Here is a 24819-nt window from a genome sequence, read left to right on the forward strand (position 1 = left end):
GCTAGGACGAGTCGTCGTGGAGGAGGGAGGGTTGCTCGCGTAGTGCCACCGGGTCGCTCGCCTCCGCATGCTGGGTCTTGCCCTCGGCGATGAGCGAGTCGTCATCGACGAGGATTCCGGTGAGCTCGGTGAGGCGGCCTCGAAGGGCGCCGATCGGATCGGGACTGGAGGCGTCGTCCTCGTCCGGACGGTCGACCTCGGCGTCGGGATACCGCCGGACGGCCGCCTCGTCAGGGTCAGGTCGGGGGGCGCGTGCGTGCTCGACGCAGAGGCGCGCGACCTCCTCCGCGTGGGCGTGCATCACGGAGTGGGAGGCGCCGGGGACCTCCCACGCCCGCGCATGCGGGATCGCGTCGGCGATCTCCTCCGTCCATTCCCGCGGCACGAGACGGTCGAACTCGCCGCGGATCACGAGCGTCGAGGCGCGAATCAGCGGCACTGTCTGCTCGATCGGGTAGTGCATCATCGCGGGGAGGACGCGGGAGAACCAGCGTGGGCCGCAGAGCACGTAGGCCGCGGCGGCGAGCACGGCGACCTTGGGAGGCTCGCGAAGGCTCGACTGTGCGAACCGCAGCGCCGCGACCGGGACGCTCCGCTCGCGCCGATTCATGACGGGACCGAGTAGGACGATGGTCGTCAGGTCGGGCCTCCGCGCAGCGAGTTCGGCGACGACTTGGGTGCCCATGGAGTGGCCGAGGACGACCGGATCGTCGAGGCCGAGCTCATCGATGACCGCCCCCACCAGCTCGGCGTACTCGCCGATCCCCATCTTCTGCGTCCCGACAGGGTGCGGGACGCCGCCGAATCCCGGCAGGTCGAGGGCGTGCACTGGACCGAATTCGTTGAGCGCGGGAGCGAGCCGCTCGAAGTAGGTGGCCGCGACTCCGATGCCCGGCACCAACACGAAGGTCCGCTCACCGTCGCGCCCGACGGTGCTGACCCGCGCCCAGACACCGTTGTGGTGCACGCGTTGGACCGAGACGTCCGTAGCGCGGTATCGACGTCGTGGGTCGCGTCGGCGGGAACGCGCAGTCGACACGATGTCTCGGAGTCCGCGGCGCAGCGTCGGCAGGATGTCGCTCGGACGGAGCATGCGGCCTCCTTCAAGCGTGGACGTGGGACTCGCCGGGGGTGGCGGGCATCGATGGGTGCCAGCCTAGGTACTCGCGGATCGGCTCAGATCAGCATGTCGTCCGATCTGTGGAGAATCAGGCGGGCCGGCCCGATGTGGAGGACGCCTGTGGTCAGCGGAGCGCAGCGCACCCCTCCGCGTCGGCGCAGGGCCCGGAACGCACCCGGTGCGAGGGCGACGTCCATCCATGCGCAAGGGTTCGCCGGACGGCCGCCCTGGAACTCGATCCGCTCGCCGTCTTGTTCGAGCGCGAAGGTGCGGCCCGCGAGGGCATCGATGTCGGCTCCGCGCGCCACGATGTTGCGGCGCACGTCTGCCGGATCGAAGGGACCACGACCCAGTTCATGTGCCGCATGGTCGAGCGACTCGAGCGCGAAGAGCGTGACCGCAGCTGTCCGGTGTGCGCGCTGCGCGAAATAGCGGTCGCCAACGATCCCGAGCCCCGCCCGGATCTCGATCCGCTCGGGTTGCTCATTGCCCTCGAACGGGATCGGACCGTCGGCCGGGCGCCCTTCGAAGCGGTGCAGGGGCGAGACGACGAAGCGCACGAGCTCGATCGCAGCAGCCTCCATGCCCCCACGCTACGGGGAGGCTGCTCGCCCGTCCCGTAGCGCCCTCCAGGAGGGTCGCAGCCGATTCGCGGAGGCGACTCGCGGCATGTATAGTCGTACCTCGTTGCGTGCGCCTCCCGGCCACGCGATGCACTGCGCCCGTAGCTCAATGGATAGAGCATCTGACTACGGATCAGAAGGTTGGGGGTTCGAATCCCTCCGGGCGCACTCTGGTTGAGACAGAGCAGAACGGCCCGCTTCGGCGGGCCGTTCTCGTTTGTCCGGATCGCTCTCTGAGGTTTCTCACTCATGGTCGGTGCGATCTCCTTCCGCAAAGTTCGCGAGTCGATCGAAAAGGGCGAGACCAGAGGCCGTTCTTCGACTGCGGGTCGTGAGCCCGTGCACAATGGTGATGGCCGCGCTGTTCTCGCTGGCGGTCGGCAACCTGGCGGCGGTGTCACACGCCGGTTCAACGTCCGACGTGCCTCGGCGGCGCGCTCCGAGATTCGCAATGCTGTGCACCCAAGTGGTCGTCGGAGGCGTTGGTGTGCCCTTGTGTGCTTACCCAGGATGACGGGGTGAGGCATCTGGTCAAGGCAATGAGGTGTCGCGGGCGCGCGCCTGGTAATTCTTGGTTTCAAGTATCGGTTCAGTAGCATTCGTCGTTCAAGTGAAAACCACCGAGGACGACCCCGCGCATCCAATATCTTTCTGCGTCGACAAGAGGAGTAGATTCTTTTGAGCAATTTGTCACCATATGCAAAATGGTCGACAGGTCACACGGAGTATGGAAGAGGAGACATCTCACTTCCCCACCTTATTGACATATGGGCAGTGCGGTGTCTGGTGTTTCGGGAGCAAGCAACTGAAGCGGATTCCTCTTCGAATCCGTGGGGAATTTAGAATATTGTCGGAACGTATCACGTTCGAAATGCCGTACAGGAGGCGTTGCGAGTAGTCACTGGACAAAATGCGAGCCCAGCTGGTAAATCCGGCGTCGCCACACTAGACGCTGTAGATTTGCTTTGGACCGAGTTCTGCCAGACGGGTGCACGGCAGATTTTGGACGCATACGCGCCAGATTCGTTCTAGGAGGGTATCAGTCAAGTTTCTCCTCTTCGATGCGACGGCAACGGGCTGGGAATAGTGTCGCGCTGGTCGACGCACGTGACGGGCGTGGCTCGGCTGCTGACGGCCGTCAGGGGATCAGAGCATTGTCGCGCGCACCGAAAAGGAACACCGAGTCGAATCGGAATGCCTTCACCGGGCTGTTCTCCCAGCTCTGCCCGGTGACGGCTCAGCAGCCGGCGGAAAGTAGCGCGTTCCGCCGGTTCGCCGGCGAGTACGAAAGTGGCGTGCTCGATCACCGTGAGGTATGAGAACGCCTGAAACCATGCCAGGTCTCGGATGTACTCGTGGAAGGCCGGCCGGTTCTCGCCCGGGGTCGGAAAGGAGAAATGGTGGCCGTAATGCTCCCAGAGGTCGTCCGCTGTACGCATCGCGCGTCCATCGAGTCGAACGAGCCCACCGTCTTCCACGGCGGACTCGATCGCTGCCTCCAGGTCGGCGAAGCGATGCGCCAGTTCATCCCGCGGAGGCATCCACTATGGGACAGTCGCGATGCCGCGGATGACGATGCTCTCGAGCGCCCGGACGGCGCTGCCGGTAGGAATGCTCCCCCGTTCGAACACTGTCATCGCCATCATCCCTATGCGGATGTCTTCGGTCGTGATGTCCGCTCGTAGGGCACCGCTGGCCCGCGACGCGATGACGAGGCGATCGAGGGCAGCGGCGTGCTCGCGGCGGGCCCGGGCGGAGGGTCCGTCGCTGCCCGACAGGTCCATCACGACGCGGAGCAAGCCCGGGTGGTCGATCTGTCGCCCCGCGAACCAGTGGATGACCGAAACGAGACCAACCCACGGGTCAGGCTCGTTCACGGCGGCGCGGACAGCGGACGCGCACCGCACGACCTCGTCGGCGACCACTGCTTCGAGAAGGTCGGTCTTCGTCGGGAAGTGTCGGTAGGCGGTCGCGATGCCCACGTTCGCCTCGCGTGCGATGGCGCGCATCGACACGTTCAAGCCGTCTCGCTGGAGCGCACGGGTCGCAGCGTCCGTCAGCCGGATGCGGTTCCGTTCCTTGTCGGCACGCGGCGTATGAGTCATCTGGGTCAGAGACCGTTCCACTTCCGCTCGATCCGGAGTCGATGTTCCTAGGTGCTCCTACGGTAACTGCATCAACCACCAAGGGAAGGCAGCTCGCATGATCGCCGTTCAGTTCGACCGGCCCGGACCATCCAGCGTGCTCCACCTCGGAGAGCGGCCGATGCCCACAGTGTCGGACGGCGACATCCTCGTGCAGGTGCGAGCGGCGGGGGTCTCACCCATTGACCTGTCCCTGCGTGCCGGCACGTCAGCGCTCACCGCATCGTTGCCTGTGCCGCACGTCACCGGCATCGACGCCGCCGGTGTGGTCGTCGAGAGAGGACGAGGTGTCTCCGGCGTGGAACTCGGGGACGAGGTCTTCGGGACGGTGACCCTCTCGCGCTTCGGCGGTGCGGCGGCGGAGTTCGCCGTCCTGGCACACTGGGGCCAGAAGCCTTCGGCCTGGTCGTGGGAGGAAGCGTGCGCCGCGGGATCGGCAGTTGAGACCGCCACTCGCGCTCTTGACCTGCTCGATGTCTTCCCCGGCGCGAACGTCGTCGTGGAGGGCGCGGCGGGCGGCATCGGCTCGATCGCCGCGCAACTCGCTGTCGCACGTGGCGCGCGCGTGTTCGGCGCCGCACGAGAAGAGTCCTTGCACGTCGTCGCGGCGTTGCCGGGCGTGACGGCCGTCCGTAGCGGCGAGGACTGGCATGGTGTCCTGCGAAGAGCGGGAGTCGATCGTGTCGATGCTGCCCTCGATGCGCGCGGCGGCGGCGCGCTACCCGCCCTGATCGCCGCGGCCGGCAGTGCGGACCGTGTGGTCACGATCGCGGATGGGGACGCCGCGAAGTATGGCGTCCGGTTCACTCGCGGCGCCCTCGCCGGAGAGCCTTCCGGGTATCACGGGTTGCAGATCCTCGCCGAGCTCACCCGGAGTGCGCCGATCACCGTGCCGGTGCGTGCCTCGTATCCGTTCTCGCAAGCCGCAGAAGCACACGATGCGGCCGAGCGTCGCCCCCGGTGGGGGAAGGTCGCGATGGTCAACGACCAGTCGTGAACCGCGCCTGACGAACACAGCGAGGCTCCCGGACGGGGCCTGGTCGTCGGCTACGTGCCCGAAGGCGGGGTGCTCGTGCTCGTTGTCGCGTAGCGCGCGGCGAGCGTTGCGAAGGCGGAGGCGAGCTCGGGTGGACCGATGACCTGCATCTCGACCTCGAACCTGCCGAACGAGGCAGCGAGCGCTCCCCAGGACCAGGAACCTGATTCAAGGGTGCAGGTGTGCTCGTCGATGCTGGTGACCGTCCCGTCGCCGGCGAAGGGGAGAACATCGCGTGCCGGGAGATGCAGGAGGACGATGCCGCGGCAGGGCCACGCGTTGGTCGTAGCGCCTTTGAAGCGGGCGGAGACGAATTCGTCGACGTTGCCGCCCGGCACGGAGCGCGGGATGAATCGCGGCCCGTGAGGCGTGCGGGGGTGGACGCGGCCGACGCCGTAGAGGCGCCAGTCGTCGCGGTCGAGATCCCAGGCGACGAGATACCACCGCCCGTGGGACGTGACGAGGTGATGCGGCTCCGCGCGGCGGGACGGAAGGAATTGCTGGTCATCGGCCCCTGCGGCGTCACGGGAGCGGTAGTCGAAGCGCAGGGTTTCGTGATCGCGGATGGCGTGTGCGAGTGTGACGAGAACGTCGAGTGAGACGTCGTCCGGTGGGGCGTCTCCCGGGCGGCGGACCGCGGTCACCTCGAGCGCGTCGAGACGATGCCGGAGTCGGGATGGCATCACTTGGCGGATCGTACCGAGGGCGCGGACAGCAGCGTCCTCGACTCCAGCGCCGAAGGCGGGCGCTGCCTGGAGGGCGATGGCCACCGCGACGGTCTGGTCATCGTCGAACAGGAGCGGTGGGAGTTCGCTGCCGGCGTCGAGACGGTAGCCGCCGACCGGACCCCTGGTGGCCTGGATGCTGTAGCCCATCTCCCGTAGCCGGTCGATGTCACGACGAACCGTGCGGGCGCTGATGTCCAACCGGGACGCCAGGAGCGACCCCGGCCAGTCTCGGCGGGTTTGCAGGAGCGACAACAGGTTCAGCAGCCGGGATGTCGTCGTCATGTCTTCACGGTAGATCCGATTGAGGACAGAAACTGACCTCTATGGGAGGCAGGGTCGTCTCATCGAGCCGATCGGCCGAGACACCCTCAAGGAGCAGCGATGACCATTCAGACGACCACCCACCTCAACTTCCGTGGCGACGCGCGCCGAGCGCTCGAGTTCTACCAGTCGGTATTCGGTGGCCACATCGTGATCACCACCTCCGCGGACTTCGGCATGCCGGCGGACATGCCCGGCGCCGACAAGGTCGTGTTCGGTCTCGTCGCTGCGGAGAACGGCTTCCGCGTGATGGGGTATGACATCCCCGGGCGCACCGAAGGCTCCATCGTCGGCGGCGGCTCGACCCGTCGAGAGAACAACACCACGATCACCGATCAGGCCCTGTTCCTCTCGATCGGCTCCGACACCCTCGACGAGCTCCAGGGGTACTGGGATGCGCTTGCGATCGGCGCCACGATCGTCGAGCCGCTGACCGCATCGGCCTGGAGCGCCGGCTTCGGCATGCTCACCGACCGATTCGGTGTCACCTGGAGCGTCAGCGTCACCGCGGCGTAACCGCGGTCCTGCCGCGGCGCGGCGTCACAGACCGCGCCGCGGCTCTCGTCCAGCTGCCGTCCGACCGAGGAGCATCCACCACGCATGAGCGCACGGCAAGGACTTCACGGCCTGGCGTCTTCACTCCTGTGCCAGAGAGCGAGAGGTTGTGCAACACTCGCCGTTGACCACGGCGTCCCCGCGTACTTCGTGCGTCGTCGATGGTCCGGCACCCGCCGCTGGCTTCTCCCCAGATACCTCGGCGGCGGGTGCCGTCTTCTTCTCCCGCACCGGTGCGGTGGGTGAGAAGCGTGTGCCGTCTCCGGTCAGTTCTTGATCGCGTTCGCGGGTTCTTGGCGGCCAGCAGCCCAAGCAGGAACGATGGCGCTGACAATTCCGGTCAGCGCGCCGAGGGCGATGCTCACAGGCGTGAGGCTCGGGGGTAGCAGGGCCGTCCAGCCCTGCGCGTAGGCGGCGACGACGGTGGTGACGGTGCCGAGGACGGCGCCGGTGATGCCTCCGATCACGCCGATGATCAGGCCTTCGCAGAGGAAGAGACGTGCGACGTCGTTGCGGCTCGCTCCGATCGCACGGCGCAGCGCGATCTCCGCTGCGCGGGCGTGGACAGAGAGATACATCGTCGTGGAGGCGCTGATTGTGGCGAGGGTGAGGAGGACGGCTGAGATGAGTCCGATGAGAGAGCCGAGATCGGTGGAGACGCCGTAGCGCAACGCCCGGAGGTCGGCGACGGTCTCGACGGTGAAGCGTCCGGGATTACCGGGATCCATAGCCAGAGGCAGCGCTTCCGCGAGAGGGGCTGGATATCCGGGTTCTGTGCGCACCAAGAGGGACACGGACACGCTTGGCGAGCTCGCGAGGACGTCGGGGGACACGACGATCGTGTTGTCGATTCCCGGAGCTCGTGCCCCTGCCGTGAGCGTTCCGACGACGGAGACGCGGCGATCGTTGATCCACATCGCAGCGCCCGGACCTGGAGAGGACGTGTCGAGAGCACGCGCTGCGGCGGTGCCGAGCAAGGCGATGCCAGTGACAGGAGAGGTGGCGAGCAGCCCGCGAGTGTCAGGGCCGTCAGGCACCGCGCCGACGAGCCGGAGGTAGGTGGGGTCGGCGCTGATCAGTTGGAGCGACGCCGTGGGTTCCTCCTCGGTAGTGCTCAGATGCCGGATGTGCGCGGCTTCGACGCCAGCTTGCGCGAGGTAGCCGACATCGACGACGTGGGGGAGGGCACGAGCGGAGGCGATCCAGTCCTCGAGCTGTGTCGTACCGCCGGTGAGGAGGTCCGCCCCGCCCGGGACGGTGATCCGCACCTCGTCGAGCGCCGCTGCAGTGAGACGCTGCGACACCTGAGCGGAGGCGCTCTCGCTGACGCCGAGAGCAGCGATGAGGCCACCGACTCCTAGCGTGAATGCGACAGTGAGCAACCCTGTCCGCACATAGCGCGCAGAGAGGGAGGTCACGGCCTCGCCGAGGTCGTCCGCGAGGCTCTCGTCGAGCCGCCGCCGCGCCATGACCCGACGGGTGGGTGCGGCTGGTTCTGTCGGTCGTGAGGGACGCGAACCGGTGTCAGAGACGACGCGGCCGTCCGTGATGCGGATCTGACGGTGCGCCCGAGCGGCCAGATCGGCATCGTGGGTGATCAGGATGACCGTGGTTCCCGTGGCATGGAGGATGAGTAGGCGCTGAAGGACGTTCTCTCCGGTGACGGAGTCGAGATTGCCGGTGGGCTCGTCGGCGAAGATCACCTCTGGACGGGTTGCGACCGCCCGCGCGATGGCGAGTCGTTGGCGCTCTCCGCCGGAGAGCAGTCTCGCATCCGTGGCGGCGCGATGGTCGATGCCGACCAACTGAAGTGCACGCCTCGCCTCCGTGCCGCGATCGCGGAGGGGGACGCCTTGGATGCGCAGCCCCAGCGCGGCGTTGTCGATCACGCTGTCGTGCCCGAGGACGAAGGAGGACTGAAAGACGAACCCGAACCGATGTGACCGCAGACGGTTCCGGCGCCGCTCTGGCAAGCCGGCCGTGTCGATGCCATCGATGAAGAAAGCGCCAGCGGTGGGGCGGTCGAGCAGCCCGAGGATGTTGAGCAGAGTGCTCTTCCCGGCCCCGGAGGTGCCGACGATGGCGACGAACTCGCCCGGGTAGATATCGAAGGAGATGTCACGGATGCCGCCGGTGGAGGTGGAACCGAACGTTCTCGTGATGTTCCGCAGCGACAACAGCGGCGGGGTACTGGTGGTCATGAGAGCATCACCACGTCTCCCTCAGCGAGGGCTCCTTCCTCGATCGCCGCCCATCCGCCTCCGCTGCGATCGACCGTGACCGCGACCCGCTCGGAGGAGGTCTTCCCGTCGGTGACGACTCGTCGGCTGACGTAGTCGCCCTCGTTGTCCTGCCGGATCGCGGTGAGGGGAACCGCGAGGGCTTCCTCGTCGGCGCCGGCGGAGAGCACAGTGACCGATGCGCCTGGGGGAAGCGCGAGGAAGGCGGGATCGGTGGAGCTCAGGAGGACGTCGCGTCCGGGGAGCTGTCCGTTGGATCCCGCGGTGAACTCCCCGATCGACGTGACTGTGACAGGGAACGTCGCGGTTCCCGCCTGCGCGGTGAGTGTGATGTCGGGAGTGAGCTGCGCGGAGGCGACCGCGTCGGCGCGGAACGTGACCGAGTTCGGGGCCGTCCTGACGGTGATCAAGGGCGTGTCGCTCGCGAGTGTGGTGCCGACCTCGGCGGCAGAGACGAGAGCGCCGCTCGCAGTGGCGGTCCCCAACAGTTGTACCGCGGGGATGGTCGTCGTCTTCTTCCCGTCGGGTGCGACCTCCTCCGGCAGTGCGAAGCCGGCGTCCTCAAAGAGGGTCTCGAGAGCATTCGTCGTCGACCAGTCGATCCAGCCGCTCACGTCGATGTCGGCGCCTGCCGTGTTCAGCGCGTGTTGCAGCGCCTCGACGTCGTCACCTCGATCACCTGCGCGCAGATCGCGGTACAGCGGAAGAGGTCCCGTGAACACGAAGTAGGGCGCTCCAGCGATCACCGCGACCAGGTCGCCCGAGGCCAGGGTCTCCCCAGCTGTCAGCTCTTGTCGGGTGACGACGGGCACGTCCGGCAGCGCTCGCGCCGTGACGGAGATGAGAGGGCTCTCCTTCACTTCTCCCGCGTAAGAGGACCGGGAGTCGACCACGCGGCGCTGGACTGTCGTCGTGGCCGCCACGTCCTCCTGAGCGGCCGCAAGGGCAGCACGCTCCGGAGGATGGATGAACCGGCCCGCGAGGAAGGAGCCGGCCGTCGCAATCAGGAGGACGGCGCCAAAGACCGCCACGCGCCAGGGGTGACGGAGTCTGCGCAGATTCCCCTCAACCATGAGACGCGATGTAGTCGCGCAGCGCGGCGAGGCGCTCCTGGTTCTTCGTCTTCAGGTCGTTCAGCGCTGCCTGGTTGGCGGCGACGAGCGGCGCCTGATACGAGGCCTCGAGATCTCCCAGCGTCTGAGTCAGACCGGTCTCGTTGTTGCAGCGAGCCTCGGTGTAGGCGACGCGGATCTCCTCCTCCTTATTCGTGGACGCACTGTCCGTCGCGGCAGCGAGGTCGTTGCCCTGACGCGAGCTCCATTCGTTCGCCCCTGTGCGTGGTTCAAGACCGGCATCGCGCAGGCACTGCCACCACGACTCACGAGCGTCCTGCCAGGCGGGATCGGCGGAGGCCGCGTTGTATGCCTCCGTCTGGAGGCGGGGCACGAGAGAGTCGGTGAGCTCGTCGTTACCAGGTGTCAGCGACTCGACTTCCGGATCTGATTGCGACGTGCAGGTGAGAGAGGCGGCGTCCCACGGGGCGCCGCCTGCCTTTTTATCGGCGTCGATGGCCGCATCGATCGCGGAAGGCGCTGCTCCGTATCCGTAGAGGCGTGCCTGATCTTCATCCCAGATCCCGTAGGTGCGATCTCCGACCTTCGAGACGCTGGTGTCCTCGACAGATGCCGCGGAATAGACGAATCCCGCTTTTTTCATGCACTGCGCCACAGAGATATCAGCGGCATGGTTCGCCAAGCCGATAGCCGAAGAGGAATCGAAGAAGCTGTACTCACTCAGCGGAAGAACGATCTCTCCTGAGCTCCGATCCAGCAGAGCGTGTGCGGAAGGATCGCGAGTGAGGGGTGCACTGCCGGCACTCTGAGAGCACCCCGCCAGCGCCAGCGGAACGACCGCGAGCAACGCGACGAGGACCCGGCGCCGTGGGCGGCCGGGTCCCCGTGCGGCTGCTAGTTGAAGCTGCTGATGCGGTCGTTCCAGGTCTCCCCGAAGTGCAAATTGGAGGAGATCGACTGCAGCGAGTTGTAGTTGCCGCTCAGCACCACCTTGCGCCCGAGGTAGCCCGAGTCCTCGAAATAGGTGCGCGTTCCGGCGTTCTGCAGCGATGACGCCTTGTCGTTCAGCGAGCCGACGTTCGCCGCGGTGGTCGCGCTGAACGCGCTCCCCGCGTAGTTCTGGTTGTCGTAGAGAGTCGCGGCATTCGCTGCCTGCGCTCCGACGAGTGCCAGTCCGATCGCAGCGGCCCCCGCGGTGACGTTGATAAAGATCTTCTTCATGATGTTCTGCTTTCCCCAGGAATGCAGCGTGGAAGGAGCCCCCCAAGCTGACGAGGCGGTCCAGGCTTCTCCCCAGAATCTCGCGACCGCTCGCATGGGTCATCGTAGTGGAACTCGTCGCCGAACCGCCACAACATTTCTCTTCCTCTCTGTGTGTGGCGGTCGCCGACGAGTCAGAGGAGCACGTGTGCCTCATAGTGGTCACCTTTCCTAGTTCGGGGAGAAGAGGGGAAGTGGTCATGAATGTCTTTTTGTTGCGATCCGTCATCAGTCAAGGCGCGTCATCGCTTGGACGCTTCATCCGAACAGCCACGCTCTCTCGTCCGTTTGGACGAAAGCCGCTCCGTCGGCCGTCGATCCGGGCTCGTTCCGGTTAGCGTCAGGGCATGCCCACGTTTCCCCGTCGCTCCGGACTGTCGCTGGTCGACGTCCTCGTCGCAGCGGCATTCGGCGGGTTCTGGTTCTCAGCCGAGGCCGGTCGGATCGGCGGTGACGGGGGCCTGCTCAGAGGTGCCGTCATCCTCGTGGTCGTCCTCGTCATAGCCACCAGTGCTCAGACGCCGTGGATTGCCGTCGGAGCCACCGCCGCTCTGACCACGGTGGCATTGCTCCTGGCCGACGCCGACCCCACTGGCTCGTGGCCTCTCGTCAGCGGGCTCGTCTATGCCGCCCTCCGCGTCGGAACGCGTCCTCCAGCGCTCGTCGGTGCCGTGCTGTCTGTGCTGCTCACCAGCAGTGCGATTGCCCTCTCGATGGCAGAAGGTCCCATCGTGGCCGGATCGCTTGGCGGTGTCGTCGTCCTTGGGCTGGCCGTCGGCCACCTCTACCGCTTGAAGAGAGGAAGAACGCAGCTGCTTCGCGAACGTCGTGCTCTTGAGCGGAACCTCGATGAGGCCGGACGCGAGCTGTCGCTCATCTCCGAACGCAGCCGCATCGCCCGCGACGTGCACGACATCATGGCGCAATCTCTCTCGATCGTCCTCGCTCAAGCCGACGGCGCGGCCAAGCTCGTTCAGGTGGATCCCGGTCGCGCGGAGATCTCGCTCGGAGTGATTTCCGATGTCGCCCGCTCGTCTCTTGTGGAGGTACGGATGCTCATCGAGTCCATCGGCCCCAGTGCCGTCCGCCTCGACCAACCGACGATGGAGAATCTTCCTCAGCTTCTCGAGCGTTTCGGTACCGCCGGCCTCACCGTCGGTTTCGTCGAAGAGGGCGAACGGCTCGCGCTCACCGCCGGCCAGCAGCTCGCGGTCTACCGCATCACGCAGGAAGCGCTCACGAACGCACTCAGACACAGTGGTGACCGGCCCAATGCCTTCGTCCGCCTGCTCTGGGACACGAAGGCGCTCTTGCTCGAGATCGCCTCCCGGGGCCACCCCGGCAGCGACCTGTCCATCGGATCGGGCATGGGCATCTCGGGAATGAAGGAACGCGCGGAGCTCGCCGGTGGGTGGCTCACCGCCGAGGAATCCCAGGACGGCACGGCCTTCGTCGTCACCGCCTCTGTGCCTGCGCAGGTCACCGAGGTCACCGCATGATCCGCGTGGCAGTCGCGGACGACCATCTCCTGTTCTGCTCCGGCCTGCAGATGCTCATCGACGCGGAGCCCGACCTCGACTTCGCCGGCGCTGCCTACCAAGGGTCGGCGGCGGTTGCGCTCGCGCTCCGCGAGCGGCCGGACGTGCTCCTCCTCGACGTGCGGATGCCTGTCCTCGACGGGATATCCGCCACACGACACCTCACCCAGAACCCGACCAACACCACCCGCGTCGTCATCCTCACCACCCACCAGCACGACAGTGCAGTCGCCGAAGCACTCGCCGCCGGAGCCGCCGGCTTCCTGATGAAAGACGCCTCCACCGAACTGCTCCTGGGAACGATCCGGGCCGTCGCCGCCGGCCGCACCATCATCGCGGGCGCAGGCAACCGCTCCCCCGTGCGCGACTACATCTCCACCAGCGCTACGTCCACACCTGAAGTGCTCGCGGTGCTTTCGGCGAAGGAACGGGAGATCTTCGCCGCAGCCGCACAAGGCAGAAGCATCGCGGAGCTCGCCGCGCAGGCCCACCTCAGTGAATCCACCATCAAGAGCCACATCTCGAGCATCCTCAGCAAGCTCGGCCTCGCTTCCCGCCTCCAACTCGTCGCCTTCGCCCATCAACACGGCCTTGCCTGACGAGCTGCCGACCCCGTCCACGGCAGACCGTCACTCCAGGACCGTGAGGCACACCCAGGACAGCCGTGCTCAGCCGACCGTCACCGCCGCGCTCGACGGGCGGCGCCCCTCCCGCCGCCAGACGAAGAAGCCGGCGAGGGTGAAGGCTCCGTAGAACACATACATCAGACCGGAGGCGTAGTAGCCGGCCGAGAACAACAGCGGCACGCCGACCAGGTCGACAGCGACCCAGATCAGCCAGAACTCGACCCAGCCCTTCGCCATGCCATACGTCGCGAGCACCGAGCCGACGAAGATCCAGGCATCGCTCCAGACCGGCTCGTATGAGCCGAGCGCCCGGAACACCGGCGTGAGGATCGCCGTCCCGCCGACCATGCCGAGCGCCAACAGGCCACGCGTACGCCAGGAGGCCCACCGCGGCTCGATCATGGTGGTCGCCTCGTCGGGGCGGTGCGTCCAGCGATACCAGCCGTAGACGCTGACGACGATGAACATCACCTGCCGCCCCGCTTGACCGAGGAGGTTCACCGGATTCGGGGTGTCGAAGAGGGCGCCCATGAACACGGTGAAGAGCAGCACATTGCCGACGAGGCCGACGGGCCAGGCCCAGACTTTGCGCCGCATCCCACCCAGGGCGCTCGCGAGCCCGAACGCGTTGCCGATGACCTCGCGCCAGAGCACCGTCTGATTGCCGATGACGATCTGCGCGTCGAACAGCCAGCGCACGATGTCCACGCGATCCTCCTCCGACAGCGCCCTCGCGACGCCACACCCTGCAACCATGCAGCACGGACGCCCATTCCTCGGACCGTAGGCTTGCCCGATGACGTCACGGGTGCGCCTCCTGCTCGCCTCCTCGCACCCTGGCCCGACGGCGACGGTGACTGTGCTGGCGACGGTCATGGCCACCGCTGCGAGCAAGCCGCTCTGGGCGATCGTCCTGGTCGCGCTCGCGGTCCTGGCGGGGCAGCTGTCCATCGGGCTCGCGAACGATTGGATCGACGCGGACCGCGATCGTGCCGTGGGCCGCTCCGACAAACCGGTGGCGCTCGGGCTGATCGGTGCGCGTGAGGTGCGCAACGCAGCGGTCGCCACGGCTGCCCTCGCCGTCGTCCTCTCTCTCCTGCTCGGGCCGGTGTCGGCCGTGGCTCACCTCGTCCTCGTGGCGGCCGGCTGGGCCTATGACGCGGGGCTCAAGCGCACCGCATGGTCGGTGGCACCGTTCGTCGTCGCGTTCGGTCTCCTTCCCGTCGTCGCTGTCTCGGCGGGCGGAGGCGCGACTCCCGCATCCTGGGCGATCGCGACCGGTGCGGTGTTCGGCGTCGCCATCCACTTCAGCAATGTCCTCCCCGACCTCGTCGACGACGCGGCCACGGGCGTACGAGGGCTGCCCCATCGGCTCGGGCCGAGGGTGTCGGGAGTCGTGGCCTTCGGCTTTCTGGTCGCCGCGGCGGCGCTCGTGCTGTTCGGGCAGGTGAGCGGCGACGATCCCGTGCGGGGTGCCGGGGTGGTCCTCGCGGTCGCGGGCACGGCGATCGTCGTGCTGCTCGCGGCGGTGGGGGGCGGTCTCGTGCTGACCGCACCTCCGACGCGGATGTTGTTCCGGCTCGTCATCGTCTCGTCGCTCGTGCTGGTGGTCGAGCTGGGGCTGGCTGGCGCTCGACTGATCGCGTAAGCCGAGCACGTCACGAGGATCGGTCAGGACCAGCGCATCGAATAGGCGCGCGCGAGAAGGCCGGAGGTGGGGAGTGCGAGCGCCGTGCACAGCGCTGCCTCCCGAGCGCGCTGGCCGAGACTACCGAGGGGACGGCCGAGTGCCATGTTCGCCTCCGCCTGGAGCGCGGCCCGTCGGGCGACGAGAACGCGCCGACGGGCGAAGGTGCGCCAGGGGACGGAGGCGCCTGTCCGCACGGCATCCACGAGCAGTGGTGCGAGTTCGGCGGCATCGAGCCAGCCGAGGTTCATCCCCTGGCCGCCGATCGGGCTGACCTCGTGTGCGGCGTCGCCGATGAGCGCCACGCGGCCGACTCCGCTACGGGCTGCCACGCGACGTCGGGCGCCGAAACCGCTCAGCATGGTGCAGCTCGCGGGATCGACGCGGGCGCCCGTGCGCTCGCGGATGACGGCGGCGAGCGCGGAGGCGGCGTCGCGGTCGATCGCGGCGTCCGGCCGCCATCCCGGCGCCCTGAGCGCTCCCTCGCGACCGCTGATGGCGACGTAGCGCCGACGGCCACCGGGAAGGGGGAACGCTTCGACGACGCCGGCCGGTCCCACGTCGACGAGGGCACTCGCGCGGAGGCTGGAGTGCTCGGGATCGGCGAAGTCGCCCATCGCGTAGCGGTCGGGGTAGTCGCGGCCGGTGCTGGCGATGCCCAGGAGGGAGCGCACGGTGCTGTGGGGGCCGTCCGCTCCGATGACGAAGGAGGCGCGGAGCTGCGTCGGCGCGCCTCCGGGTCGCGTACCCGTCACCTCGACGACGTCATCGCGCGGCTGCAGCCCTATCAGCGAGGTCCCCGAGTGCAGGGCGCAGGGGTCTGCGGCGGCCAGGCGCTCACGGAGGATCGCCTCGGTGCGGTGCTGGTCGAGGGTCGCCACATAGGGATGGGTGGCGGAGGCGGCGGCGAACGAGAGCGATCCGAGCCTGCGGCCACGGCTGAGTGCTACTCCCTCGCGCACGAGGGCGGCCTGGGCGAGGACCGGCTCCGCCGCTCCGATGATGGCGAGGGCGTCGAGGGACGGCGGGTGGATTCCGATGGCACGGGAGCCGGCGGGGCTGTCTGTGCGTCGCTCCCAGACCTGGACGGCGAGGCTCTGAGCCGCGAGTACGGCGCCGAGAAACGTGCCGACGGGCCCCGCCCCGACGACGAGTACGTTGATCTGCTGCGTCGTCACGGATCGAGCCTACGGAACGTCGGGATCGTCCCGTAGAGCTCCCTCCACAGCCGTCGATTCGTCGCGTTCTCCACCGGAGCGGCGCCTCGCGCACCCTCAGAAGGAGGTGAGCAATACTCTCGTCCTGTGGGGGCTGATGAGAACCGTCGCCGGCGCAGAGAGCCCGAGCGGCTGACGAGAGGACATCGGATGAGTGGAACGCAACGGTCGGGGGCGAGGCGTCGAGCGCACGCACTGCTGGGCTGTGGCCTGGTGGGCGGGGTGCTGGCAGGCGGCATGGCGGCCGTGCCCGTCGCGGCGGCGCAGGAACCCGTGCACACGACCATCGAGAACACGCTGCTCCACGGCGGGACGACCAACGGGGGAGTGACGACGATCTCGGCGTATGTCCGTGCGGGAGAGACGCTGAACGTCGACCTCCACCCGCTCCGAGCGGGCACGGGTCTCGGCGAGGGCGAGAGCGGAGGCGGGACCGCCGCGATCACCGGTCCCGACGGCGCCGTCCTCGATAGCCAGGTGTTCCCGCGAGGAGCTCCGCCGAGCGTCACGGCGGGAGGCGCATTCATCGCGCGTGAGACGGGCGTCCATCGGATCACGGTGACCGACGACGACGTGATGGCACCCGTCAATCTGGTCTGGGACGTCGGAGTGGCCGATGCGCGGGGTGCGGCGCTCTCCGGAAGGGTGTGGTCGACGTCCTATGGCATCCAGTCGGGTGCCCGGGAGTCGTATGCCTCGTCGGAGGAGCGCCAGTCCTCCTTCACTCTGCACGCGATCACCGAGACAGGCGCCCGCTATGACCTCGCGCTTCGTGACTACGACGGTGTCGCGTCGACTCTGCAGGCGACGAACAAGGGCAACGTGAGAGTGGGGTCGTCGGACCCCTCCTATCTTTCGGCGCCGATGCCTTCCTCGAGCGAGAGCGGCGGCGTGGGCGCAACGTTCCTGCAGCCGTCGGGGCGCTCGGATATCGAGGGGCTGCAGACCTACAAGCTCTTCCTCGATCCGCCCGCCGCAGACCTCCCCCCGACGATTGCGCCCGAGTACCGCGCGCCGACGATCGAGGGAGTGGCCTACCGGCGTGCCGCCACCGGCTCCGACGCGGGGACGCTCACGGGGACCCTCGGCACCCAACCGGGGACAGTCTTGGTCGATGTCGACGTCGAGGGAGACGGCTCCTACGACGGGGCTCGCGACGTGCATCTCTCGACGATCGTTGCCGAGGCGGGGCCCTTCTCGGTCGACTGGGACGGGCGTGACGCGAGCGGCCAAGCAGTCGACATCGCCGAAGGGTCCGTGGCGTTCCGCGCCACGCTGGGTCGGACCAACGAGTTCCATGTGACGCGCGTCGACGCCGAGGTCTCAGCGGGTGGCATCGCCCTCACGGATGCTCTGGCAGGCGGCACGGCGACCGCGATCCACTGGGACGACTCCCTCTTCGCCGATTCGAGTGCCGAGCGTTACTCCGGCACCCCGGAGGCGGCCTCGGGAGCGGACGGTGCCGACTCCGCGGCGGGTGTCCACGGCTGGGAGGGCGACGATTCCGGGCAGGGGAGGAGCCCGAACACGAACGACTCGGTCCACGGCTCCTACGGGGATCTGCGGGCGATCGACGACTGGATCTTCGGTTCGGACGAGGCTGTCGCCTTCGCCCGCCTCGATGCGCTGACGCCGCACGTGACCCTCGCGAAGACGTCGAGCGTCGACTCCGACACGCCACTCCTGCCCGGTACGCGAGTGCCGTATCGCATCACCCTCACCTCAGACGGCTCCGGAGACGACACTGACGTGTCGGTGGTCGACTACCTCGACGAGGGCGTGCTCGACGACGCCGACCTCGACGCCGAGTCGATCCGAACGACCCACGGGTCCGCGTCCGTCGAGCCGTCAACGGGGCGCGTGCGCTGGCAGGCAGGAACCCTGCCCGTCGGCACGGTAGCTGCACTGACCTTCGACGTGCTCGTACACGGCAAGGGCGACCGCGCCCTGGTCAACACCGCCTGCCTCGCCGAGGCGCCCTTCGTCCCCGCGGCCTCGACGGCAGGGACCGACTCGAACCCGTGCGCCACCGTTCCCCACACCATCGGCGAGGGGCGGCTCTGGTTGAAGAAGACCGCGTCGCAGTCCAGCGCAGTCCACGGAGGCACCGCCGGCTTCGACATCGTCGTCGGCAATTCCGGGACGGTCGACGCCGAGGACGTGGTGGTCACGGACATCCCGAGCCTCGAGCACCTCAGCGACGCCGTGATCGATGACGGTGCAGGGGGCGTCCAGCCAGCGGACAAGCCCGTCACCAGGCTGCGCATCGCGGCGGGGGAGCAGCTGGCTCTCCATGTGAGCGGTCGGGTCGCCGAGGGTTATGACGCGCTCACGATCCCCAACCGTGCGCTGATCTCCGATCAGCCCGACGGCTTCGATCCGCCGACGATCGAGAACGCGTGCGTCGACGATGCCTCCTCCTCGTGTGCCGAGATCCCCGTTCCACCGATCGAGGGACGCCTGTCCATCGAAAAGACGGCGCTCTCGGCATCGATCGCGCACGGAGGCACCGCCGGCTTCTCGATCGTGGTCGCGAACATCGGCGAGCGCCCCGCCGAGGGCGTCACTCTCACCGATCTGCCCGCGCTCGAGCACCTGTCGGGAGTGACGATCTCGCGCGACGGCGGTCCAGCATCGGGCGATCTCTCGGTGGAGGCACTCGCGCTCGAGCCTGGTGAGTCGACGACGTTCACCGTCACCGGCAAGGTCGCGGACGGAGTGGACGCCTGGGCGATCCCGAACCGCGCGCGCCTCGATCACCAGCCCGACGGCTTCTCGCCGCCCGTAGTGGCCCACGCTTGCGCCGATGATGCGACGGCCAGCTGTGCCGTTGTCGAGGTCCCGCCGGTCGGAGTCGTCGCGACCGTGCTCGCTTCGACCGGAGCGGTCGTCGGTCCCCTCGCGCTCGGAGCCGGACTCCTGCTGCTCGCGGGCGGCGGTTTCCTCGCCCGCAGGCGCCTGCGTTCGCCGGCCTCGGCCGACTGATCCCCCGGACCCCGGACCATGCCGCCACGGTCCGGGGTCCTCCCTCCCCAGAAAGGCACCACCAATGAGCACACCCGATGAGCGCCTGCTTCGAATCACCGAGCGGTTCCTTCTGCCCGACGGCCGGGTCGGCGTCAGCGCCTGGTCGGCAGCCGACCCCGAGCAGTTCGAGCAACAGCTCCGCACACGGCGCGGCCACGGGCACCCCGAGCGGGAGCCCGCGCGTCGGCTGCATCGCACGGGCCCCCCACTCCTGCGCATCGAGGAGAGCTGCGGAGGTGAGCTGCGTGAGGTCGATCCTGTGACGCGCTCCCGAACGGACCCGCGGTGGCGACGGGCGCTCGCGCGTTCGCGGCGCCCCAGTTGGCTTCGTCTCCTCGTCGGGCCTCGCGAACTGTCGACCACCCCTCCGCCGGCGGCCGTCGAGCGCTGGGTCGAGTCCGGTCCGGGGCGGTCGTGAACGGTGAAGCCAGCACCACTGCGCCTCTCGCTGAGCAGCGAGGGGAAGGGACGCGGAGGAGGATCATGACCGGGTCCGTCCTCGGTGACAGGGGCGGGGAGCGGGTGGCACCGGCGGTTCGTGGATCCTTCCCGAGCGTCTCGCACAAAGAGCCCCCACGTCCCGTGCCCGACAGAAGTGTGCCCGACGGACGCGTCACGAAGCGCGGGGACGGCCTGGTGCCGCTCCGAGCACATCCCGCGACCCGTTCGCCGTCACCGACCCGGACGTGCGCGGGCTGCGGCGCCCAGCGCGCGCACGAACTCCGGCACCACAGGGTTGCCCGTCGGTCGGACAAGCACACCGATCTCGCGGGTCGCCCTCGGATCATCGATCGGAATCTCGCGCACCCCGTCGTCGATCGACGACGGGCTCGGCGGGAGGATCGTGACGCCGAGCCCGGCCGCCGCAAGACCGCGAGCGGCCCTGTAGTCGCCCACCTCGAAGGCGGGGACGGGATCATGCCCGTCGACGCTGAGCAGGCGACGGGCCGACTCGTGCAGACCATAGCCGGGCGAGAGCATGATCAGATCGAGGCCGCGCAGTTCGTCGAGGCTCACCGAGCGACGGGCCGCCAGCGGATGACGGGAATGGACAACGGCCAGCAGCGGCTCCGTGTAGAGGGCAGTCGTCGTGGTGCCCGTGAGTCCCGGCGGATCTGCGACGATCGCGAGCTCCGCCTCCCCGTCGGCCACCGCCTGCAAGCAGAGCGCACGCGAACCATGCCGCAGCCCGAAGCCGACGCGCGGCCAGCGCTGCCGAAAGCGTCGGATCACGTCGGGCACGAAGCTCTCGCCAAGCAACGTTTGGAAGGCGATCGAGATCCGGCCGTCTTCGATCGCGCCTGCTCGGCGCACCTCCGCGAGTCCCGCGGTGATGACGGCCAAACCCTCCTGCGCAGACTCGGCCAGGCGGAGACCGGCCTCCGTCAGCACCACACCGCGCCCCTCCCGCCGCACCAGTGGAGCACCCGCGAGCTCGGACAGCCTGGCGAGCGAACGGCTCGCGGTCGGCTGCGGAATGCCGAGCTCTGCCGCCGCCGCCGTCACGCCTCCGGTCTGGGCGACCGCCGCGAGGACGGGCAGCAGTTTCAACAGCGCGGACAAGTCATTCATGCAAAAAATGTATATCACCACACAGATTCGACATTAGTCATGCGATCTCGACAGGCCTACCGTCGACATCATGACCATGAGTACCCGACCGCACACGGGTGCTCCCAGCCAGCAGCGACTCACGATCGCCCTGCTGGCCGCGGGGCTAGCGACCTTCGCAGAGCTATACGCCGTCCAGAGCGTGCTGCCGCAGCTCGCCCGCGAATGGCATCTCGCGCCCTCCGACACCGCGCTCACCGTCTCGGCGGCAACCCTGGGCCTGGCACTGATGGTGCTCCCCTGGGCGTCGATCGCCGAGCGTATCGGCCGACTCGAGTCGATGCGGATCGCCGTGCTCTCCTCCGTCGTGCTCGCGCTGCTCGCCTGCGTGGCCCCCACGTTCGAGGTGCTCCTCGTCTTGCGGTTCCTCAGCGGAGCGGCCCTCGGAGCGGTGCCGGCGCTCGCGGTCGCCGCCATCCACGACCGCGTCAGCGGGGCCGCCGCGACCGCCGCCGCCGCAGCGTACGTCTCGGGGACCACGCTCGGCGGAGCCGCGGGTCGCTTGCTCGCCGGACCCCTCGCCTCCGTCGTGGGCTGGCGCGGCGCCCTGCTCGTCGTCACGATCGTGTGCGCTCTCGCGGCCCTGGCCTTCGCGCTCCTCGCCCCACGGGGCGGCGCACGGGGCGAGGCGGAGGCGGGAGGATGGCGCGTCAAAATCGCCGGCGTCCTCCGCGACCCGGTACTGGTAGCGGTGGCCGCGCAGACCTTCCTCGCGGTCGGCGGATTCGTGGCCGTGTACAACTACCTGGCGTTCCGGCTCGAGGCCGCGCCGTTCTCGCTTCCACCGGCCCTCGTCTCCCTCCTCTTCGCCACCTACCTCGCCGGCACGGTGTCGTCGCGGCTCGCCGGACGGTGGGGCCCCGTGATCGGCCCGCGTCTGGTGATGCGCATCGGGGTCGCGGCGATGATCGTCGGCCTCCTCGTCATGCTGGCTGCCTCGGTCGTCGTGGTCGTCGGCGGGCTGGTGGTCTTCTCCGGGGGCTTCTTCGCGGTGCATGCCACGGGAGCGGCCTGGACCGGGGCACGAGCCGCTCCGGCGCTTCGTGGCCACGCGGGCGCCGTCTACACGATCGCGTTCTACGCGGGTTCGGGCGTGGGCGGCTGGCTGCTCGGGCTCGTCGTCGAAGGAGGCGGCTGGCCGGCGCTCACCGCGGTGACCATCGCGATGCTGGTGCTCGGAGCGGGAATCGTGAGCATCCCGTCGCGGGCGAGGATCGCCTCCGCCCGCTGAAAACCGTGGCCACGAAGACCCCAGCCCGTGGCCCGCCCTGCGCGCCGAGCAACCGCTCGGTCGCGTGCACGACGGAGGTAGTGAGCGGCCGCCGCTCCGCGAGACGGAGCCTCAGCGCGGCCCGAACGCCTCGCGGTACAGCTGCATGAGCTCGGGCGAGCTCTGCCCGCTCAGCCCGCAGGTCACGATCACGTCGTCATTCGCCGCAATGAGGTAATCGACGCCCGACTCGAACACGATCGGAGCGCCGTCCACGGCCGGCTGCTGCGTCTGCCGCACCGTGACGCTGTCCTCCACGTCGCCCACGAAACGGTCGAGCACCTGGAGGGTCACCGTGCCGGCATCGATGGAGCGGACCTCGGCGCGGAAGGCGAGCTGCGCCGGCGCGAGCACGGACGCGGACACGGGCGAGCACGCGGCGCCCGCGACGGCCGGCAGTTGCAGCGCCGACGACGAGCCCACCCCCACTCCCAGGGCGAAGGGCAGCAAGAGGGAGGCGGCGGCGCCGGCGCTCAGCGCGCCGACACCCGCGATCAGCCAGGGCGAGCGCCGACGAGGGAGCGTCGCGCGCTCGTGCTCGCCCGCGATCAGGGCGGCGAGCTCGTCGGCGGTGAGCGGGGGCAGCGCCGCGACCGGATCGATCGCACGGAGAAGGTCGCGCAGCTCGGCCAGGAGACCCTCGTCCGCTCCCGAGCCGCCGAGCCCGGCCCCCGCCTCCTCGGCGAGGCTGCGCTGGCCGCGCTCGAGCCGAGTCGCCGCCGCCTCCTCGCTGATCCCGAGCACGGCGGCGATTCCGTCCGGCGCCAAGCCCTCCCACGCCCAGAGCCGCAGCGGCTCGGCCACCGGCTCGGGCGTGCGCGAGAGCGCCAGACGCACCCGCTCGAGCCCGCGCGCCGCGTCCTCGGCGAGCGGCAGCCGAGGTGGGTCGACGACCGCGACCGGCTGGGCGAGCATGACCTGGCGGCGCTGCATCCTCCGCGCCTCCTGCAACTGCCCGCGCGCGGCGGCGAGCGAAGCGGTGATCGGTTCAGGGCCGGGGGCTCCCTGACGACGCAGCACGTCGAGGGTCGCCGCGAGCACGTCGTCGGCGATCACGGGGTCCGTGCGCCGCCACAGGTAGCGGCGGATCGGGTCGGAGACGGCGGACGCGAGCGCGGCGAACCGATCGGGGTCGGCAAGAGGTGCAGGCATGACCCTCATGGTCCCCCCTCCGCGTCCCCCGTGCACGCCGTGACCCGGCGCGGCGAGCTGGGACTGTGCCGGACGTCCTCTCGATGCGCCGCCCGGGATCCGCGCGCTCGCGGGCCTCTCGGCTCGCTACTGTGAACCTCGACCACAGCCTCCCTTTCCCGCCGAGGAGCCTCATGCCCATCTGGACCCTGCACGGCGACGGCCGGACCGTCGAGCCCGGCGTCGTCGTCGCCCCCTCCGAGCGGCTGAGCTGGCCCGCGACCGTGGCCATCGGCATCCAGCACGTCGTCGCGATGTTCGGCGCGACGTTCCTGGTGCCGGTGCTCACCGGTTTCCCGGTCGCGACGACCCTTCTGTTCTCGGGTGTCGGCACGCTGCTGTTCCTTCTGATCACCCGCAACAGGCTGCCCAGCTATCTCGGGTCGAGCTTCGCCTTCATCGCACCGGTCACCGCGGCGACCGCGGTAGGGGGCATGGGCTCGGCGCTCGCCGGAGTCGTCGCCGTCGGCGTGCTGCTCGCCGCGGTCGGCTTCGTGGTGCAGCTCGTGGGTCTGGGGTGGATCGACCGGCTGATGCCTCCCGTGGTCGCCGGCGCCATCGTGGCGCTGATCGGCTTCAACCTGGCTCCCACCGCCTACTTGAGCTTCCAGAAGGCGCCGATCACGGCGACGATCACGCTCGCCGCCGTCATCCTCGCGAGCGTGTTCCTGCGGGGCTTCCTCGGACGGGTCTCGATCGTCCTCGGCGTCCTCATCGGCTACGTCGTGGCGCTGCTGCGCGGCGAGATCGACTACACCGCCGTCACCCAGGCGGCCTGGGTGGGGCTGCCGCCGTTCACGTTCCCCGACTTCGCGACCGGATCGACGTGGTCCGGGATCGCGATGTTCCTGCCCGTCGTGCTCGTGCTCGTGGCCGAGAACGTCGGACACGTGCGCGGCGTCGCGACGATGACCGACGCCTCCGCGAACGCCCACACCGGTCGCGCCCTCATTGCCGACGGCGTGGCGACGACACTCTCGGGCGCGTTCGGCGGCTCGGGCACCACGACCTATGGCGAGAACATCGGGGTCATGGCCGCGACGCGCGTCTACTCCACCGCCGCCTACTGGGTCGCCGGCATCACCGCGGTGCTGCTCAGCCTCTCGCCGAAGGTCGGGGCGGTGTTCAACTCGATCCCGGCCGGGGTCCTCGGAGGCGCGACGACGGCGCTCTACGGCCTCATCGGAGTGATCGGCATCAAGATCTGGGTCGACAACCGCGTCGACTTCTCGCGCCCGGTCAACCAGTACACGGCCGCGGTGGCCCTCGTCATCGCCGTCGCGAACTTCTCCTTCGTGTCGGGAGGCTTCCAGCTCGGCGGCATCGTCCTCGGCGCCGGCGCGGCCCTCCTCATCTACCACCTCGGCAACGCGGTCGCCCGCTGGCGACGCACGGGCGCCGACGACGGGGGTCCCCTTCCCGCGATCGGCCAGCTCGGCGGTGATCCTCAGGACCGCTGACGCGAGTCCTGGCCGAGACGCCGCCCCTCGGCGGTGTCTCGGCCGAGAGGGCAGCGTCCCGGCGGTGCGGCCACGTCTCCACCTCCGCGCGT

22 protein-coding genes and 1 tRNA gene are annotated in these 24819 nt (G+C 68.9%); 10 read left to right on the forward strand and 13 right to left on the reverse strand.

Annotated features, from left to right (window positions below; genetic code table 11):
* Nucleotide 1: 1 nt before the first annotated feature.
* Nucleotides 2-1093, reverse strand: a complete 1092-nt coding sequence (locus ITJ45_RS11740; protein WP_194610139.1) for an alpha/beta fold hydrolase — start codon at nt 1091-1093, stop codon at nt 2-4.
* Between the two features lie 83 nt (nt 1094-1176).
* The gene (locus ITJ45_RS11745; protein WP_194610137.1) at nt 1177-1704 is read right to left on the reverse strand and encodes an MOSC domain-containing protein; all 528 of its coding nucleotides are present in this window, start codon (nt 1702-1704) and stop codon (nt 1177-1179) included.
* Nucleotides 1705-1838: 134 nt separating this feature from the next.
* Between ITJ45_RS11745 and ITJ45_RS11750 the strand changes: the two genes are divergently transcribed.
* Nucleotides 1839-1911 (forward strand) — tRNA-Arg (locus ITJ45_RS11750).
* A gap of 875 nt (nt 1912-2786) precedes the next feature.
* Here ITJ45_RS11750 and ITJ45_RS11755 read toward each other — a convergent pair.
* Both ITJ45_RS11755 and ITJ45_RS11760 read right to left on the reverse strand, forming a co-directional pair.
* Nucleotides 2787-3284, reverse strand: a complete 498-nt coding sequence (locus ITJ45_RS11755) for a barstar family protein (protein ID WP_194610135.1) — start codon at nt 3282-3284, stop codon at nt 2787-2789.
* 3 nt (nt 3285-3287) lie between these two features.
* Nucleotides 3288-3848: a TetR/AcrR family transcriptional regulator gene (locus ITJ45_RS11760; protein ID WP_194610133.1), complete on the reverse strand. Its 561-nt coding sequence runs from the start codon at nt 3846-3848 to the stop codon at nt 3288-3290.
* A 97-nt stretch (nt 3849-3945) separates the two neighbouring features.
* Between ITJ45_RS11760 and ITJ45_RS11765 the strand changes: the two genes are divergently transcribed.
* Nucleotides 3946-4884, forward strand: coding sequence for an NADP-dependent oxidoreductase (locus ITJ45_RS11765; protein ID WP_194610131.1), 939 nt, complete (start codon nt 3946-3948; stop codon nt 4882-4884).
* A gap of 50 nt (nt 4885-4934) precedes the next feature.
* Here the strand turns inward: ITJ45_RS11765 and ITJ45_RS11770 are convergent, their stop codons facing one another.
* The gene (locus ITJ45_RS11770; RefSeq protein ID WP_194610129.1) at nt 4935-5933 is read right to left on the reverse strand and encodes a helix-turn-helix transcriptional regulator; all 999 of its coding nucleotides are present in this window, start codon (nt 5931-5933) and stop codon (nt 4935-4937) included.
* A gap of 99 nt (nt 5934-6032) precedes the next feature.
* On the opposite strand from ITJ45_RS11770, the gene ITJ45_RS11775 reads away from it, so the two are divergent.
* Nucleotides 6033-6488: a VOC family protein gene (locus ITJ45_RS11775; RefSeq protein ID WP_194610127.1), complete on the forward strand. Its 456-nt coding sequence runs from the start codon at nt 6033-6035 to the stop codon at nt 6486-6488.
* Nucleotides 6489-6793: 305 nt separating this feature from the next.
* Here the strand turns inward: ITJ45_RS11775 and ITJ45_RS11780 are convergent, their stop codons facing one another.
* From ITJ45_RS11780 to ITJ45_RS11795, 4 genes are read right to left on the reverse strand one after another with little or no spacing between them, the layout of a single operon-like run.
* Entirely contained in the window at nt 6794-8728 is a 1935-nt protein-coding gene (locus ITJ45_RS11780) for an ABC transporter ATP-binding protein/permease (protein WP_194610125.1), read from the reverse strand.
* Entirely contained in the window at nt 8725-9798 is a 1074-nt protein-coding gene (locus tag ITJ45_RS11785) for a hypothetical protein (RefSeq protein WP_194630455.1), read from the reverse strand. Before ITJ45_RS11785 ends, ITJ45_RS11780 begins: the two co-directional genes overlap by 4 nt.
* A gap of 34 nt (nt 9799-9832) precedes the next feature.
* Complete coding sequence (locus ITJ45_RS11790) at nt 9833-10687, reverse strand: hypothetical protein (protein ID WP_194610121.1); 855 nt, start codon at nt 10685-10687, stop codon at nt 9833-9835.
* A 47-nt stretch (nt 10688-10734) separates the two neighbouring features.
* Nucleotides 10735-11061 (reverse strand): peptidase inhibitor family I36 protein, encoded by a 327-nt coding sequence (locus ITJ45_RS11795; protein ID WP_194610119.1) that lies wholly within the window; start codon nt 11059-11061, stop codon nt 10735-10737.
* Nucleotides 11062-11447: 386 nt separating this feature from the next.
* On the opposite strand from ITJ45_RS11795, the gene ITJ45_RS11800 reads away from it, so the two are divergent.
* Together ITJ45_RS11800 and ITJ45_RS11805 are read left to right on the forward strand one after the other, a co-directional pair.
* Entirely contained in the window at nt 11448-12599 is a 1152-nt protein-coding gene (locus ITJ45_RS11800; protein WP_194610117.1) for a sensor histidine kinase, read from the forward strand.
* Nucleotides 12596-13237 carry a response regulator transcription factor gene (locus ITJ45_RS11805; RefSeq protein ID WP_194610115.1) on the forward strand — a complete coding sequence of 214 codons (642 nt, stop codon included), beginning with the start codon at nt 12596-12598 and terminating at the stop codon, nt 13235-13237. Before ITJ45_RS11800 ends, ITJ45_RS11805 begins: the two co-directional genes overlap by 4 nt.
* A gap of 69 nt (nt 13238-13306) precedes the next feature.
* Here the strand turns inward: ITJ45_RS11805 and pnuC are convergent, their stop codons facing one another.
* Nucleotides 13307-13972 (reverse strand): nicotinamide riboside transporter PnuC, encoded by a 666-nt coding sequence (gene pnuC / locus ITJ45_RS11810; protein WP_194610113.1) that lies wholly within the window; start codon nt 13970-13972, stop codon nt 13307-13309.
* Between the two features lie 88 nt (nt 13973-14060).
* Between pnuC and ITJ45_RS11815 the strand changes: the two genes are divergently transcribed.
* Entirely contained in the window at nt 14061-14912 is an 852-nt protein-coding gene (locus tag ITJ45_RS11815; protein ID WP_194610111.1) for a UbiA family prenyltransferase, read from the forward strand.
* A gap of 23 nt (nt 14913-14935) precedes the next feature.
* On the opposite strand, the gene ITJ45_RS11820 is transcribed toward ITJ45_RS11815, so the two are convergent.
* A complete protein-coding gene (locus ITJ45_RS11820; protein WP_194610109.1) occupies nt 14936-16129 on the reverse strand; it encodes an FAD-dependent oxidoreductase in 1194 nt (397 codons plus the stop codon).
* A 189-nt stretch (nt 16130-16318) separates the two neighbouring features.
* On the opposite strand from ITJ45_RS11820, the gene ITJ45_RS11825 reads away from it, so the two are divergent.
* Entirely contained in the window at nt 16319-19153 is a 2835-nt protein-coding gene (locus ITJ45_RS11825) for a DUF11 domain-containing protein (RefSeq protein WP_194610106.1), read from the forward strand.
* Between the two features lie 64 nt (nt 19154-19217).
* On the forward strand, nt 19218-19613 hold the full coding sequence (locus ITJ45_RS11830; RefSeq protein WP_194610104.1) for a hypothetical protein: 396 nt from the start codon (nt 19218-19220) through the stop codon (nt 19611-19613).
* A gap of 254 nt (nt 19614-19867) precedes the next feature.
* On the opposite strand, the gene ITJ45_RS11835 is transcribed toward ITJ45_RS11830, so the two are convergent.
* Nucleotides 19868-20767 carry a LysR family transcriptional regulator gene (locus ITJ45_RS11835; RefSeq protein WP_194610103.1) on the reverse strand — a complete coding sequence of 300 codons (900 nt, stop codon included), beginning with the start codon at nt 20765-20767 and terminating at the stop codon, nt 19868-19870.
* Nucleotides 20768-20837: 70 nt separating this feature from the next.
* Here ITJ45_RS11835 and ITJ45_RS11840 point away from each other — a divergent pair, with 70 nt between their 5' ends.
* Nucleotides 20838-22037 (forward strand): MFS transporter, encoded by a 1200-nt coding sequence (locus ITJ45_RS11840; RefSeq protein ID WP_194610101.1) that lies wholly within the window; start codon nt 20838-20840, stop codon nt 22035-22037.
* Nucleotides 22038-22148: 111 nt separating this feature from the next.
* On the opposite strand, the gene ITJ45_RS11845 is transcribed toward ITJ45_RS11840, so the two are convergent.
* Nucleotides 22149-23228 (reverse strand): sigma-70 family RNA polymerase sigma factor, encoded by a 1080-nt coding sequence (locus tag ITJ45_RS11845; RefSeq protein ID WP_194610099.1) that lies wholly within the window; start codon nt 23226-23228, stop codon nt 22149-22151.
* A 173-nt stretch (nt 23229-23401) separates the two neighbouring features.
* Here ITJ45_RS11845 and ITJ45_RS11850 point away from each other — a divergent pair, with 173 nt between their 5' ends.
* The gene (locus tag ITJ45_RS11850) at nt 23402-24727 is read left to right on the forward strand and encodes a uracil-xanthine permease family protein (protein WP_194610097.1); all 1326 of its coding nucleotides are present in this window, start codon (nt 23402-23404) and stop codon (nt 24725-24727) included.
* The last annotated feature ends 92 nt before the right edge of the window (nt 24728-24819 follow it).

It is taken from the genome of Rathayibacter sp. VKM Ac-2879 (genome assembly GCF_015351245.1).
GTDB lineage: Bacteria > Actinomycetota > Actinomycetes > Actinomycetales > Microbacteriaceae > Rathayibacter.

Coding starts and splice junctions, on each gene's coding strand:
- ITJ45_RS11775 (WP_194610127.1), top strand. CDS start 6,033: ATGACCATTCAGACGACCACCCACCTCAACTTCCGTGGCGACGCGCGC.
- ITJ45_RS11805 (WP_194610115.1), top strand. CDS start 12,596: ATGATCCGCGTGGCAGTCGCGGACGACCATCTCCTGTTCTGCTCCGGC.
- ITJ45_RS11815 (WP_194610111.1), top strand. CDS start 14,061: ATGACGTCACGGGTGCGCCTCCTGCTCGCCTCCTCGCACCCTGGCCCG.
- ITJ45_RS11850 (WP_194610097.1), top strand. CDS start 23,402: ATGCCCATCTGGACCCTGCACGGCGACGGCCGGACCGTCGAGCCCGGC.
- ITJ45_RS11845 (WP_194610099.1), bottom strand. CDS start 23,228: ATGCCTGCACCTCTTGCCGACCCCGATCGGTTCGCCGCGCTCGCGTCC.
- ITJ45_RS11765 (WP_194610131.1), top strand. CDS start 3,946: ATGATCGCCGTTCAGTTCGACCGGCCCGGACCATCCAGCGTGCTCCAC.
- ITJ45_RS11795 (WP_194610119.1), bottom strand. CDS start 11,061: ATGAAGAAGATCTTTATCAACGTCACCGCGGGGGCCGCTGCGATCGGA.
- ITJ45_RS11755 (WP_194610135.1), bottom strand. CDS start 3,284: ATGCCTCCGCGGGATGAACTGGCGCATCGCTTCGCCGACCTGGAGGCA.
- ITJ45_RS11780 (WP_194610125.1), bottom strand. CDS start 8,728: ATGACCACCAGTACCCCGCCGCTGTTGTCGCTGCGGAACATCACGAGA.
- ITJ45_RS11800 (WP_194610117.1), top strand. CDS start 11,448: ATGCCCACGTTTCCCCGTCGCTCCGGACTGTCGCTGGTCGACGTCCTC.
- ITJ45_RS11830 (WP_194610104.1), top strand. CDS start 19,218: ATGAGCACACCCGATGAGCGCCTGCTTCGAATCACCGAGCGGTTCCTT.
- ITJ45_RS11745 (WP_194610137.1), bottom strand. CDS start 1,704: ATGGAGGCTGCTGCGATCGAGCTCGTGCGCTTCGTCGTCTCGCCCCTG.
- ITJ45_RS11835 (WP_194610103.1), bottom strand. CDS start 20,767: ATGAATGACTTGTCCGCGCTGTTGAAACTGCTGCCCGTCCTCGCGGCG.
- ITJ45_RS11825 (WP_194610106.1), top strand. CDS start 16,319: ATGAGTGGAACGCAACGGTCGGGGGCGAGGCGTCGAGCGCACGCACTG.
- ITJ45_RS11760 (WP_194610133.1), bottom strand. CDS start 3,848: ATGACTCATACGCCGCGTGCCGACAAGGAACGGAACCGCATCCGGCTG.
- ITJ45_RS11740 (WP_194610139.1), bottom strand. CDS start 1,093: ATGCTCCGTCCGAGCGACATCCTGCCGACGCTGCGCCGCGGACTCCGA.
- ITJ45_RS11770 (WP_194610129.1), bottom strand. CDS start 5,933: ATGACGACGACATCCCGGCTGCTGAACCTGTTGTCGCTCCTGCAAACC.
- ITJ45_RS11840 (WP_194610101.1), top strand. CDS start 20,838: ATGACCATGAGTACCCGACCGCACACGGGTGCTCCCAGCCAGCAGCGA.